The sequence below is a fragment of the Telluria sp. ZB4P34 genome (assembly GCF_059686055.1).
The window spans coordinates 172,217-184,585 of the sequence record NZ_JCASIF010000005.1; the positions used below are offsets into that span (position 1 = coordinate 172,217).

Consider the following 12,369-nt stretch of genomic DNA (forward strand, 5'->3'; position numbering starts at 1 on the left):
TCAAGTGGCGCCAGGATCACGCTTGCGGCAGGTTATCCCACAAATCGCCCGTCGGGCTGATGCGCGGTGCGGTGACGCCGAAGTGCTGGTAGGCCAGCGGCGTGGCAATGCGGCCGCGCGGGGTGCGCTGCAGGTAGCCCTGCTGGATCAGGTAGGGTTCCAGCACGTCCTCGATGGTGTCGGCGGCCTCGCCGATCGCCGCCGCCAGGTTGCCGATGCCCACTGGGCCGCCGGCGAACTTGAACAGCACCGCTTCGAGCAGCTTGCGGTCCATGACGTCGAAGCCGACGGTGTCGACGTCGAGCATCTTCAGGGCCCGGTCGGCCATGTCCACGGTGATCTCGCCGTTCCCCTTCACTTCCGCATAGTCGCGCACGCGGCGCAGCAGGCGGTTGGCGATCCGCGGCGTGCCGCGGGCGCGCTTGGCCACCTCGCGCGCGCCGGCCTCGTTGATCGGGGCCGCCAGCAGCGCGGCGCTGCGCAGGACAATCTTGGTCAGCTCCTCGACATTATAGAACTCGAGGCGCGCCACGATGCCGAAGCGGTCGCGCAGCGGATTGGTGAGCATGCCGGCGCGGGTGGTGGCGCCCACCAGGGTGAAGGGCTGCAGGTCGAGCTTCACGGAACGCGCGGCCGGGCCTTCGCCGATCATGATGTCGATCTGGTAGTCCTCGAGCGCCGGGTACAGGATTTCCTCGACCACCGGCGACAGGCGGTGGATCTCGTCGATGAACAGCACGTCGTTCGGCTCGAGGTTGGTCAGCAGCGCGGCCAGGTCGCCCGGACGCTCCAGCACCGGGCCCGAGGTCTGGCGCAGGTTCACGCCCATCTCGCGCGCGATGATGTGGGCCAGCGTGGTCTTACCGAGACCCGGCGGGCCGAACAGCAGCGTGTGGTCGAGCGCCTCGCGGCGCTTGCGCGCGGCGCTGATGAAGATCTCGAGCTGGTCGCGGATCTTCGACTGGCCGACGTATTCGTCCAGCTGCTTGGGGCGCAGGGCGCGTTCGATCGCCTCCTCGTTGGGCGAGGCGGGCGCGGCGTCGATGACGCGGTGCTCGGTGAAGTTGTCGGTCTGGATGCTCATGCTGCTTGTTTAACCCTTAGGCTTTCGACAGCGCCTTCAGCGCGAACTTGATGCCGTCGGACACCGTGGCGCCGGCCGGCATGTTCTTGATCGCGAGGAGCGCTTCCTTGTCAGAATACCCCAAAGCGAGCAGCGCATTGAGCACGTCCGCCTGCGCGTCGTCGCGCGGGCTGCCTCCGACCACGCCGATGTCGGCGCCCAGCTTGCCCTTCAGTTCGAGCAGCAGGCGTTCGGCGGTCTTCTTGCCGATGCCGGGAATCTTCACCAGGCGGCCGGTTTCCTGCAGCGTGACGGCCTGCGACAGGTCGGCCACCGTCATGCCCGACAGGATCGACAAGGCCATGCGCGCGCCGATGCCGGTGATCTTGATGAGCTGGCGGAACAAGGCCCGCTCGGATGCCGTGCCGAAGCCGAACAGCAGGTGCGCATCCTCGCGCACGATCAGGTGGGTGAACAGCACCACCTTTTCGCCGGTATGCGGCAGGTTGTAGAAGGTGCTCATCGGCACGTCGACTTCATAGCCGACGCCGTTGCAGTCCACCAGCACATGCGGCGGCGCTTTTTCGAGCAGGGTTCCGGAGAGACGACCGATCATCGTGGTTCCTTGTTTTTCTTCGATGCTTAAACGAGGCGGCTGCGTTTCATGCGCAGCGGTGGCGCGCTCGGGGACAGCGCGCCGATCATCGACAGCGTGTCGATGCTGTGGGCATGGCAGATGGCGACGCCGAGCGCGTCCGCTGCATCGGTGCCCGGCAGGCCGGGGAGCTTCAACAGGCGCGACACCATGTCCTGCACCTGCGCCTTGGCGGCCTTGCCGGTGCCGACCACGGCCTGCTTGACCTGCACGGCCGTGTATTCGGCCACGTCGAGGTCGGCGCCGACCAGCGCCGTGATGGCGGCGCCGCGCGCCTGGCCCAGCAGCAGCGTGGACTGCGGGTTCACGTTCACAAACACTTTTTCGATGGCCGCGCAGGTGGGCGCATAGGCGGCGACGATTTCGCCGACGCCGTTCAGGATCTCCTTGAGGCGCGGGGGCAGCGCACCCTCGGTGCCGGTCTTGATGGTGCCGGACGCGATGTAGCGCAGCTTGCTGCCGTGTTTTTCAATGACGCCAAACCCCGTCGTACGCAGGCCCGGGTCGATGCCGAGAATAATCATTGTGGAATGATATACGGCTGGAGGGTGTTCGTGGGAAAAATACTGTGCAAAAACACAGTGTGCTACAAAGCTTACCACGTAGGGTGGTCCGGGGCGCGCAGCCGGCTTCGCCGACCGCGCGTTCAAACAAGGTATGAAAAACACAGCGCGTCCATACCCAAGCTGGTTGGACGCGCGGTCGGCAGAGCCGACCACCCTACGATGACGACAAGCCGTTTAATGGCGGAAGTGACGGGTACCCGTGTACAGCATCACCACGCCGCGCTCATCCGCCGCATCGATCACTTCCTGGTCACGCATCGAGCCGCCCGGATGGATCACGCAGGTCGCGCCCGCATCCACCACCACGTCCAGCCCGTCGCGGAACGGGAAGAAGGCATCCGACGCCACCGCCGAACCGCTCAGGGACAGGCCCGCATTCTGCGCCTTGATCGAGGCGATGCGCGCCGAGTCGATGCGGCTCATCTGGCCGGCGCCCACGCCAAGGGTCATGCCGTTGGCGCAGAACACGATCGCGTTCGACTTGACGAACTTGGCCACGCGCCAGGCGAACATCAGGTCCTGCAGCTGCTGCTGGGTCGGCTGCTTCTTGCTGACCACACGCAGTTCGCCCAGGCCCACGTTCTTCGCATCCGGCGCCTGCACCAGCACGCCACCGCCGACGCGCTTGAGGTCCCAGGCGTTCTGGCCTTCGCCCAGCGGAATCTCGAGCAGGCGCACGTTCTGCTTGGCCGACATGATCTGGCGTGCCTCAGGCGTGAACGACGGCGCGATCAGCACCTCGACGAACAGCTTCGACACCGCTTCCGCCGCACGGCCGTCGACTTCCACGTTGAAGGCGATGATGCCGCCGAAGGCCGAAGTCGGGTCGGTCTGCAGCGCGCGGTTGTAGGCGTCCAGCGCATCGACGCCGATCGCCACGCCGCAGGGATTGGCGTGCTTGACGATCACGCAGCCGGCCGGCTGGCCCAGGCCGCCGAGCGACTTGACGCATTCCCAGGCCGCGTCGGCGTCGGCGATGTTGTTGTACGAGAGTTCCTTGCCCTGCAGCTGGCGGTAGTTGGCCAGCGCGCCCGGGGTGGCGACGGGGTCGCGGTAGAAGGCGGCGCCCTGGTGCGGGTTTTCGCCGTAGCGCATGTCCTGGACCTTCTCGAAGCTCATGTTCAGGGTCTGCGGATAGCTGGAGCGGGTCGCATGCAGGCGGTCTTCGCCCAGGCTGGTGAGGTAGTTGGTGATCGCACCGTCGTACTGGGCCGTGTGGGCAAATACTTTCTTGGCCAGGCGGAACTTGGTCTCGTAGCTGACCGGACCGGCGTCGGTACCGGTGCCTTTCATCTCCGCCAGCACGGGGCCATAGTCGGCCGGGTCGACGATCACCACCACGTCGCGGTGGTTCTTGGCGGCCGAGCGCAGCATGGTCGGCCCGCCGATGTCGATGTTCTCGATCGCGTCTTCCAGCGAGCACTGATCCTTGGCGACGGTCTGCTGGAACGGGTACAGGTTGACCACGACCATGTCGATCTGCGGGATGCCGTGCTCGTCCAGCTTGGCGACGTGCTCCGGCAAGTCCCGGCGCGCCAGGATGCCGCCGTGGACCTTCGGGTGCAGGGTCTTGACCCGGCCGTCGAGCATTTCCGGGAAACCGGTGTAATCGGCAACTTCAGTGACTTGCACGCCATTTTCCTGCAGCAGCTTAGCGGTGCCGCCGGTGGACAGGATATTGACGCCGAGGCCGGACAGGGCCTTCGCGAAATCGAGGACGCCGGTTTTGTCGGAAACGGAAATCAGTGCTTGTTTGATCATGGTGAGGCCTGTGGTTGAGAATTCTGGCGTCCGGGCGCGCGGACCTGCGCATGTACATGCAGGCCGCGCGCAAGGACACGGCCACGCCATGTCAGGGCTTTAGAGGAGCCCGTGCTCCTGCAGCTTCTTGCGCAAAGTGTTCCGGTTGATGCCCAGCATCTGCGCCGCGTGCGACTGGTTGCCGTCGGCGCGCGTCATGACCACTTCAAGGACCGGCTTTTCGACCGTCAGGACCATCATGTCGTAGATGTTCGTCGGTTTCTGCTCGCCCAGATCGTTGAAATAGTCCTCGAGGCTTTTCTGGACGACTTCCTGGATACTTTCTTTGCTCATGTTCTCTGCTGCTTATCCTGGTTAATGATTGCTCGCCGCTGGTGCAGCGTGTCCCCGTCTGTTCTAATTCTTATATGTGCATGCTGCTGATGCTGCTGCTATTTATGCTGCCATCGCCGCGTCGTCCACATTCGCGGCGGCATGCGCGGGCCGGTATTGTAACCGCTCGCCATGCCGGAGTTGCGATTTGAAAAACGTGTCGACCGCCGCCAGCTGCTCGGCAGTCGATTCCAGCAGGTTCATACGTTGGCGGAACTCTTCCCCGCCCGGCAGATCCTGCACATACCACCCGATATGTTTACGGGCGGTGCGCACGCCGACGTATTCGCCATAGAAAGCGTAATGCGCCGGCAGGTGTTCGTTCATCAGCGCGCGCACTTCCTCGACCAGCGGGGCCGGCAAATGCTGGCCCGTGCGCAGGAAATGGTCGATCTCGCGGCAGATCCAGGGACGGCCCTGGGCGGCGCGGCCGATCATGACGGCATCGGCGCCGGTATAGTCGAGCACGAACTTCGCTTTTTCCGGCGTGGTGATGTCGCCGTTGGCCACCACCGGGATGCCCACCGCGGCCTTGACGGCGCGGATGGTGTCGTACTCGGCCTCGCCCTTGTAGCCGTCGGCGCGGGTGCGGCCGTGCAGGGTCAGCATCTGGATGCCGGCCTGTTCGGCCATGCGGGCAATGCGCAAGGCATTCCTGTTCTGGCGATCCCAGCCCGTACGGAATTTCAGGGTGACGGGCACGTCCACCGCCTCGACCACGGCGTGCAGGATGCGTTCAACCAGGTCTTCGTGCTGCAGCAGCGCCGATCCGCACCAGCTGTTGCACACCTTCTTTACCGGGCAGCCCATGTTGATGTCGATGATCTGGGCGCCGCGCTCGACGTTGAACCTGGCGCAGTCGGCCAGGTCCTTGGGGTCGGCGCCGGCGATCTGGACGGCCTTCGGTTCCATTTCCCCGGCGTGGTCGATGCGGCGCGAGGTCTTTTCGCTGGCCCACAGGCGCGGATTCGAGGCGGCCATTTCAGACACGGCATAACCTGCGCCCAGCTGCTTGCACAGCTGGCGGAACGGCCGGTCGGTCACCCCGGCCATGGGGGCGACGAAGACGTTGTTTCGCAGGAGGTAGGGACCGATTTGCACAGGGGAAAAGTCTCGAAAGTTTCTCGGGGAACCTATTATTTTACCTCAATCGCTGCTCAAAATAGCGGCAGAATTTTTGGCGATTGTTGCGTGTGTGATATTGGCAGGGGTGAAGAGTGGGGGTAGGCAGTGGCGAACCCTTACCCGACATCATCCAGCACGGCCGGCTGGAGGTGCCCCACCTCGCCCCAGCTAATCAGCCGCAAGCGTCCCTCCTCCAGCACAAACCGGTTCACGCTTGCATTCAAGACCTTGAAATCGCGCGGCGTCTCCAGCGACAGCCCGAGCGCCTGGCGGTAGGCGCACTCGAGCACGCCGCCATGCGCCACCAGTGCGATCGTCATGCCCGGATGGGCGGCCGCATGCGCCGCGATGGCGCCCGTTGCGCGCTCGTAGAACTGGCGGAAGCTTTCGCCCCGGTTCGCCCCGGGCGGCAAGACGCCGTCGACGTCGCGCGCCTGCCAGGCCGCGAACTCGCGCGGGAAACGGGCCGCGATGTCGCTGTACAGCAAACCTTCAAAACCGCCATAGCAGCGCTCGCGCAGCCGTGTGTCGACCTCGACCCGTGCGCCGCGTCCGCGGGCGATGGCTTCGGCAGTCTGGCGCGCGCGCAGCAAGTCACTGGAAATGATGTGATCAACCGCCTCGGCCGCGAGCGCGGCGCCGAGCAGGGCCGCCTGGCGCTCGCCTTCGGCATTCAGGGCGATGTCGAGGTGGCCCTGCAGCCGTTTTTCGGCATTCCAGGCGGTTTCGCCGTGGCGGATCAGGAGGATGGTCGTCGCCTTGGCGGCGGGTGCAAGCTGTTTGTGCGAAAGCATGAGGTTCGTTTGCCCGAACCTCGGGGCGTGTTCATTGTTCAAACCGGGATCAGGTCCGGGTTCAGGGTATAGGTGCCGAAGGTACGCGCTTCGTCCAGGATATGGCCCCGGATCGCCAGGCGCAGCTCGGCGCCGGTGAAGCGCCCTACCAAGGGCAGGCGCGGGATGTCGAGCGCATACACGGTAAACACATAAGTATGCACCCGTTCGTCGTTCCAGGGCGGACACGGGCCGTCGTAGCCGTAGTATTCGCCGGCCATGTCGGGGTCGCCCGCGAACCAGCCGGTATAGTCGTTGATGCCCTGGCGCAGCTGGTGTTCGGTGCCGTTCTTGATCGTGAACGGCACCAGCGGCCCCGCCTTGCCGTGCGGCGTGACCATGTCGGAGAACATGCCCTCGGCCAGCGACTTCAGGCAGACCAGGATGTCCACCAGCGTCCAGTGGAAAAAGTCCACCCGCGGCAGCGAAACAGGGACGGTCTTGCCTTCCTGGTTGACGTCGTCGCCCACGGACGGCACGTCGGGATCGTGGCAGATCAGCACCAGGGACTGCGTACCCGCAGGCACGTCGTCCCAGGCCAGGTGCGGACTGCGATTGCTGGACAGCTTCACGTGGCTGTCGGGGTCAGGCACCGCAAACGCACAATGCGGCGGGATCGGCCCGCCCTCGCTAAATGAATCGCTCCAGATACGCATACGTCCTCCCAGCGCTACTTGCTATGACCCTTGATGAAGGCAGGGGTTTCAGCGCTGCGCAACCCTACTGCGACAGGATCAACCCGCAGCCAGAAAGTGACCGGACCATCGTTGACGATTGAAACTTTCATGTCCGCGCCGAATCTGCCGGTCTCGACAATGCCATGGCGTTCACGGGCCTGGCGCACGACATGATCGAACAGGCGCCGTCCGTCTTCAGGCGCCGCCGCCGGCGAGAACGAGGGACGGGTGCCCGATTTCGTGTCCGCAGCCAGCGTGAACTGCGGCACCAGCAGCACGCCCCCTCGCGTATCCGTGATGCTGCGGTTCATCTTGCCGGCGTCATCGGAAAACACGCGGTAAGCCAGGAGCTTGGTGAGCAGGGCCTCGGCTTCGCGCTCGGTGTCGCCTTTCTCGGCGCATACGAGCACCATCAGGCCGGCGCCAATCGCGCCGACGACCTCGCCGTCGACGCGCACGCTGGCCTCGCTCACGCGTTGTAGCAAGCCGATCATCGGAGACCGATCATCGCTGCGGCGAACCGCTCAAGGTCACGCGGGCGAACTTGCGCTTGCCCACCTGGATCACGAAGGTGCCCGCCTCGACCTGCAGGCCCTTGTCGCTGACGACGGCGCCGTCGATGCGCACGCCGCCCTGGTCGACCATGCGCATGGCTTCCGAGCTCGACGCGCACAGGCCGGCAGCCTTGAGCAGCTGGGCCACGCCCAGCGGCGCGCCGGAAAGACTCACTTCCGGCACGTCGTCCGGGATGCCGCCCCTGGAGCGGTTGACGAAGTCGGCCAGCGCATCCTCGGCAGCCTGGCCCGAATGGAAGCGTGCGACGATCTCCTTGCCCAGCGCAACTTTTGCATCGCGGGGATTGGCGCCGCCGGCGACCTCGGCCTTGAGCTGCCCGATGTCGGCGATCGAACGGAAGGACAGCAAATCGAAGTACTTCCACATCATGTCGTCCGAAATGCTCATCAGCTTGCCGAACATCGTATTGGGCGCTTCGGTAATGCCGATGTAGTTATTCTTCGACTTCGACATTTTTTCCACACCATCCAGGCCCTCGAGCAGGGGCATGGTCAGGATGCATTGCTGCTCCTGGCCATAATCTTTCTGCAACTCACGGCCAACAAGCAGGTTGAACTTCTGGTCGGTGCCGCCAAGTTCCAGGTCTGCCTTCAAAGCGACCGAATCATAGCCCTGCATCAAAGGGTAAAGGAACTCATGCACTGCGATCGGGGTCCCACTCTTGTAGCGCTTGGTGAAATCGTCGCGCTCCATCATCCGGGCCACGGTGTAACGCGAGGCGAGCTGGATCATCCCGCGCGCGCCCAGCGGGTCGCACCATTCGGAGTTGTAGCGGATCTCCGTGCGTGCGGCGTCCAGCACCAGGGAAGCCTGGCGGAAGTAGGTCATCGCGTTTTCCTCGACCTGCTCGCGGGTCAGCGGCGGACGCGTGGCATTGCGGCCCGAAGGGTCGCCGATCATCGAGGTGAAGTCGCCGATCAGGAAAATCACCTGGTGACCCAGGTCCTGCAGCTGGCGCATCTTGTTCAGCACCACGGTGTGGCCAAGGTGCAGGTCGGGCGCGGTCGGGTCCAGGCCCAGCTTGATGCGCAGCGGCGCGCCGCTCTGTTCCGAACGCGCCAGCTTCTGGGCGAATTCGGCTTCGATCAGCAGTTCATCGACACCGCGCCTGGTCACGGCCAGCGCCTCGAGCACCTTGTCCGTCAACGGCAGGGGGGCGGAATTATTTACCGGAGCACCGCTGCCGGACGAAACTTGAGAAGTCATATGCGTATGGGATATGCGTGTAGGAAATTATCTAAGACGGTTGTAGGACCACATCTTTTGGTATAATTCACGATCGTTTTTATGTTTCCCGTGGATAACTTTACATAACGATAATAAAAATAGATGAAGACGGGACCTGGAAGTTCAGCCGCAAATTTTAACTGATTGCATGAACCCTACACAAAAAATCACCCGTAAGAGCCTGCTCCAGCTGGTGCCACGAACCCGCAAGGCGCGTATCCTCAGCGCCGGCGCCGCGTTCCTGAGCATGTGCGCCTTCGGCGCCGTCGGCGTGGCCCCGATCGCTCCCGACGCTTCCGACCTGCCGGTCAAGTCGATCGAGCAAGACCTGGCACTGCCGAACCTCGCAGACCAGATCGCCGCCCTCCAGCAAGACGAGCAGCAATTCATCCACGAGGAGCGCATTCGCCCCGGCGATTCGCTCGGCTCCCTCTTCAACCGCCTTGGCGTCAGCGACGCCGACGCCCAGAAATTCGTCCGCACTGACAAGACCGCCCGCCGCCTGCTGTCGCTCAAGACCGGCAAGCGCATCCAGGCCGAAACCGATGAACATGGCCTGCTGCTGTCGCTGCGCGCCACCATCGCCGACGGCAAGGCCGGCGATGCACGCCAGATCACGGTCGAGCGCCGCGGCGAGAAGTTCGTCGCCATCGACGCGCCGGCCAAGCTGGAGCGCCGCGTCGAGATGCGTTCGCGCGAAATCACCACCTCGCTGTATTCGGCAACCGACTCCAACGTGGACGGCGGCAGCATGCCGGACTCAGTGGTCGGCCAGATGATCGAGATGTTTTCGACCAACATCGACTTCCGTTCCGACATCAAGCGCGGCGACCGTTTCAATGTCGTCTACGAAACCTTCTGGCTCGACGGCGAACTGGTCAAGACTGGCCGCATCCTGGCAGGCGAATTCATCAACCGCGGCGTCGCCTACCAGTCGGTCTGGTACGAAGATCCGGTCACCAAGCAAGGCGGTTATTACAGCCTGGACGGCAAGGCGCTGAAAAAAGCCTTCCTCAAGTCGCCGCTGGAATTCTCGCGCATCTCGTCGGGCTTCTCGATGCGCGTGCACCCGCTCTCGGGCAAGTGGAAGGCGCACAAGGGCGTCGACTACGCCGCCTCGACCGGCACCCCGATCCGCGCGGTGGCCGATGGCGTCATCGATTTCGCCGGCAACAGCGGCGGCTACGGCAACCAGGTCGTCGTCAAGCACTGGTCGAAATACAGCACCGCCTACGCCCACATGAGCCGCTTCGCGCCGGGCATGCGCAAGGGCAGCAAAGTCAGCCAGGGCCAGGTGATCGGCTACGTCGGCTCGACCGGCTGGTCGACCGGTCCGCACCTGCACTACGAATTCCGCGTTGCAGGCCAGGCGCAGAACCCGGACAAGTTCAAGTCGCTGGCCCAGCAGCCGCTGAGCCAGGCGGAGCTGACGCGCTTCCGCATGGCCGCTGCCGAGATGAACCACCGCTTCTCGCTGCTCGCACCGAGCGGCAACGCAATGGCCGCTCGCTAAGCCCTACCGCTCTCCCCTCAACGCCCCGCCGCATCGTGCATGCCGCGGGGCGTTTGCTTTCTGCTCTCCCCGTTTACCGTGGCATTCCTCAGCCGCGCACACTGTCGCGACCCTTCCGTTATGCAGACACCATAGATTCCACTTAAAGGAAAAATAATTGCTATTAGATGGCACTTTTATTACTGATTCGATGCTAGAGTAAAAGGAGATCAACAATACAAGGAGACACACCATGCTCAGGCTTCTCGGCTTCATCCTGCTCCTCCTGATCGACCCTCCAGCGAGCGCCCAGCAGGCGTTTCCCTTCCTGAACAAGCCAGGCAGTTTTGCCGTCGGCTTCCGCGTGGTCGAGCAGGTGGACCCGAGCCGCAGTTATCCTTCGACCGCGCCGCAGGATGCCCGCAAGCCGCGCCCGATCCAGACCGCCATCTGGTATCCGGCCGTGAAAGGCGGGAAGCCGATGCGCTACGACGACTACCTCCAGCTGTTGGGCTGGGACGACGATTTCACCCGCTCCCCTGCGGAACGGGAGAAGGTCCTCGCAGAGTGGCTGAAGATCGTTACCGAGAACAAACCTGCCGAACAGATCGCTGTGGAGCGTCGAGATGTGCGCTGGGCCGTGCGCGATGCGAAGGCGCTGCGGGGCACGTATCCGGTGGTGATTTACTCCCCTAGCCTGAGCAGTAATGTTTTCGAGAATGCCGAGATGATGGAATTCCTGGCCAGCCACGGCTACCTCGTCATTGCCAGCCCGGCCCTCGGCGTCGACGGACGCTGGCAGAAAGGCGATCTGGCGCACGCCGAAGCCCAGGCGGCCGATATCCGCTTCCTGGTGAATTATGCGCAATCGCTGCCGCAGGCCGACGTCAGCCGACTGGCCGTGGCCGGTTTCTCCTTCGGCGGCATGGCCAATGTGCTGGCCGCGGCCCAGGACGAACGCATCAAGGCCCTGGTGTGCCTGGACGGTACCGTGCGCTACCGCCACGCCATGCTGGAGAAAGTGCCTTACCTGAAGCCGGAACAGCTGCGCACTCCCCTGCTCTACCTGGCCCAGCGCCCGCCGCCCTTCGAGCGCGGACTCAAGTTCAAGCCGGACCATTCCGGCTCCATCCTGCAGAAGATGACGGGCGCCGACGTCTACCTGGTGACGATGTACGCGATGGAGCATGTTTATTTCGGCACCAGCTACCTGCGCCTCGATCCGCTCGACTTCGGCGACTACACCCGCGACGAAATCGCCCAGTCGTATGCCCTGGCCGGCAGGTATGTCCTGAATTTCCTGAACGGCGCCCTGAAGGGCGAGCGCGGCGGCTTCGACTACCTGATGAAAAAGCCCGAACAGCTCGGCATGCCGCGCCACAGTGTCGAGAGCAAGTTTTTTGCGGCGCGTCCGTGAGCGCACGCCATCCACCCATACTACATAGAAGAGGAGACCCGATGAAACCCGTTCTCGCCACCGCCCTGTGCCTGGCCCTGTCCGCAAGCACGCCTCAGTATGCTTTCGCCGAAAACCCGGCGGACAGCCGGCAGAAGATCGAAGCGGTGATCCAGGCCTTCGGCAAGGCCCTCGTCGACAAGGACAAGGAGGGCTTCATGCGCCTGTTCCTGCGCGAGGACATTACCTGGGTCGGGGTATACACCGACGCCAGCGTGGCGCGCTACCGCGCCAGCCTGAAGGATCCGAAGCCGCCGACCCCGAAGGCGGAAGCCGGCAGCCCGCGCAAGTTCATCGAGTCCATCGCCCGTGCCCCGGAAGCGCGCACCGAAACCTTCGACAACGTCCGCATCGATACCGACGGCGAGATGGCCCAGGTGCTGTTCGACTACAGCTTCATGGTAGGTAACTACCGCAACAACTGGGGCAAGGAAAGCTGGCAGATGGTTCGCACCGAAGACGGGTGGAAGATTGCTGCGGTAATCTGGTCGGCGGAAGAGAATCCGCAGCCGCGGCCGAAAAAATAAGCCAGCAAAGTTATCTCAATGCTGGATTGAAGCGGTGTA

The 12,369-nt window shown here is 63.8% G+C and carries 13 protein-coding genes; 3 read left to right on the top strand and 10 right to left on the bottom strand.

The features are described from left to right. Positions 1-16: 16 nt before the first annotated feature. The 10 genes from ruvB to tyrS form a co-directional block, all read right to left on the bottom strand. Positions 17-1,084 carry a Holliday junction branch migration DNA helicase RuvB gene (gene ruvB / locus AC56KL_RS11585; RefSeq protein ID WP_497180307.1) on the bottom strand — a complete coding sequence of 356 codons (1,068 nt, stop codon included), beginning with the start codon at positions 1,082-1,084 and terminating at the stop codon, positions 17-19. Between the two features lie 16 nt (positions 1,085-1,100). Further along, positions 1,101-1,679, bottom strand: a complete 579-nt coding sequence (gene ruvA, locus AC56KL_RS11590) for a Holliday junction branch migration protein RuvA (protein WP_497180308.1) — start codon at positions 1,677-1,679, stop codon at positions 1,101-1,103. Positions 1,680-1,705: 26 nt separating this feature from the next. Then, positions 1,706-2,242, bottom strand: coding sequence for a crossover junction endodeoxyribonuclease RuvC (gene ruvC, locus AC56KL_RS11595; protein WP_497180309.1), 537 nt, complete (start codon positions 2,240-2,242; stop codon positions 1,706-1,708). 216 nt (positions 2,243-2,458) lie between these two features. Then, the gene (gene purH, locus AC56KL_RS11600) at positions 2,459-4,045 is read right to left on the bottom strand and encodes a bifunctional phosphoribosylaminoimidazolecarboxamide formyltransferase/IMP cyclohydrolase (RefSeq protein ID WP_497180310.1); all 1,587 of its coding nucleotides are present in this window, start codon (positions 4,043-4,045) and stop codon (positions 2,459-2,461) included. A gap of 99 nt (positions 4,046-4,144) precedes the next feature. Next, complete coding sequence (locus AC56KL_RS11605) at positions 4,145-4,378, bottom strand: helix-turn-helix domain-containing protein (protein ID WP_027865797.1); 234 nt, start codon at positions 4,376-4,378, stop codon at positions 4,145-4,147. A gap of 102 nt (positions 4,379-4,480) precedes the next feature. After that, a complete protein-coding gene (gene dusB, locus AC56KL_RS11610) occupies positions 4,481-5,518 on the bottom strand; it encodes a tRNA dihydrouridine synthase DusB (protein ID WP_497180311.1) in 1,038 nt (345 codons plus the stop codon). A 140-nt stretch (positions 5,519-5,658) separates the two neighbouring features. Next, positions 5,659-6,336, bottom strand: coding sequence for a histidine phosphatase family protein (locus AC56KL_RS11615; protein WP_497180312.1), 678 nt, complete (start codon positions 6,334-6,336; stop codon positions 5,659-5,661). A 38-nt stretch (positions 6,337-6,374) separates the two neighbouring features. Next, positions 6,375-7,031 (bottom strand): YbhB/YbcL family Raf kinase inhibitor-like protein, encoded by a 657-nt coding sequence (locus tag AC56KL_RS11620; protein WP_497180313.1) that lies wholly within the window; start codon positions 7,029-7,031, stop codon positions 6,375-6,377. Between the two features lie 14 nt (positions 7,032-7,045). After that, entirely contained in the window at positions 7,046-7,546 is a 501-nt protein-coding gene (dtd, locus tag AC56KL_RS11625; protein ID WP_497180314.1) for a D-aminoacyl-tRNA deacylase, read from the bottom strand. A gap of 10 nt (positions 7,547-7,556) precedes the next feature. Beyond that, positions 7,557-8,834 carry a tyrosine--tRNA ligase gene (tyrS, locus tag AC56KL_RS11630; protein WP_497180315.1) on the bottom strand — a complete coding sequence of 426 codons (1,278 nt, stop codon included), beginning with the start codon at positions 8,832-8,834 and terminating at the stop codon, positions 7,557-7,559. Between the two features lie 169 nt (positions 8,835-9,003). On the opposite strand from tyrS, the gene AC56KL_RS11635 reads away from it, so the two are divergent. From AC56KL_RS11635 to AC56KL_RS11645, 3 genes are all read left to right on the top strand, one after another. Beyond that, positions 9,004-10,368, top strand: coding sequence for a M23 family metallopeptidase (locus AC56KL_RS11635; RefSeq protein WP_497180316.1), 1,365 nt, complete (start codon positions 9,004-9,006; stop codon positions 10,366-10,368). A gap of 232 nt (positions 10,369-10,600) precedes the next feature. Then, on the top strand, positions 10,601-11,764 hold the full coding sequence (locus AC56KL_RS11640; protein ID WP_497180317.1) for a dienelactone hydrolase family protein: 1,164 nt from the start codon (positions 10,601-10,603) through the stop codon (positions 11,762-11,764). Between the two features lie 41 nt (positions 11,765-11,805). Then, positions 11,806-12,330, top strand: a complete 525-nt coding sequence (locus AC56KL_RS11645) for a YybH family protein (protein WP_497180318.1) — start codon at positions 11,806-11,808, stop codon at positions 12,328-12,330. Positions 12,331-12,369: the final 39 nt, after the last annotated feature.

What these genes read in the sequence shown, in the direction of transcription:
- ruvB (WP_497180307.1), bottom strand. Translation starts at nt 1,084, where the DNA reads ATGAGCATCCAGACCGACAACTTCACCGAGCACCGCGTCATCGACGCC.
- ruvA (WP_497180308.1), bottom strand. Translation starts at nt 1,679, where the DNA reads ATGATCGGTCGTCTCTCCGGAACCCTGCTCGAAAAAGCGCCGCCGCAT.
- ruvC (WP_497180309.1), bottom strand. Translation starts at nt 2,242, where the DNA reads ATGATTATTCTCGGCATCGACCCGGGCCTGCGTACGACGGGGTTTGGC.
- purH (WP_497180310.1), bottom strand. Translation starts at nt 4,045, where the DNA reads ATGATCAAACAAGCACTGATTTCCGTTTCCGACAAAACCGGCGTCCTC.
- AC56KL_RS11605 (WP_027865797.1), bottom strand. Translation starts at nt 4,378, where the DNA reads ATGAGCAAAGAAAGTATCCAGGAAGTCGTCCAGAAAAGCCTCGAGGAC.
- AC56KL_RS11615 (WP_497180312.1), bottom strand. Translation starts at nt 6,336, where the DNA reads ATGCTTTCGCACAAACAGCTTGCACCCGCCGCCAAGGCGACGACCATC.
- AC56KL_RS11620 (WP_497180313.1), bottom strand. Translation starts at nt 7,031, where the DNA reads ATGCGTATCTGGAGCGATTCATTTAGCGAGGGCGGGCCGATCCCGCCG.
- dtd (WP_497180314.1), bottom strand. Translation starts at nt 7,546, where the DNA reads ATGATCGGCTTGCTACAACGCGTGAGCGAGGCCAGCGTGCGCGTCGAC.
- tyrS (WP_497180315.1), bottom strand. Translation starts at nt 8,834, where the DNA reads ATGACTTCTCAAGTTTCGTCCGGCAGCGGTGCTCCGGTAAATAATTCC.
- AC56KL_RS11635 (WP_497180316.1), top strand. Translation starts at nt 9,004, where the DNA reads ATGAACCCTACACAAAAAATCACCCGTAAGAGCCTGCTCCAGCTGGTG.
- AC56KL_RS11640 (WP_497180317.1), top strand. Translation starts at nt 10,601, where the DNA reads ATGCTCAGGCTTCTCGGCTTCATCCTGCTCCTCCTGATCGACCCTCCA.
- AC56KL_RS11645 (WP_497180318.1), top strand. Translation starts at nt 11,806, where the DNA reads ATGAAACCCGTTCTCGCCACCGCCCTGTGCCTGGCCCTGTCCGCAAGC.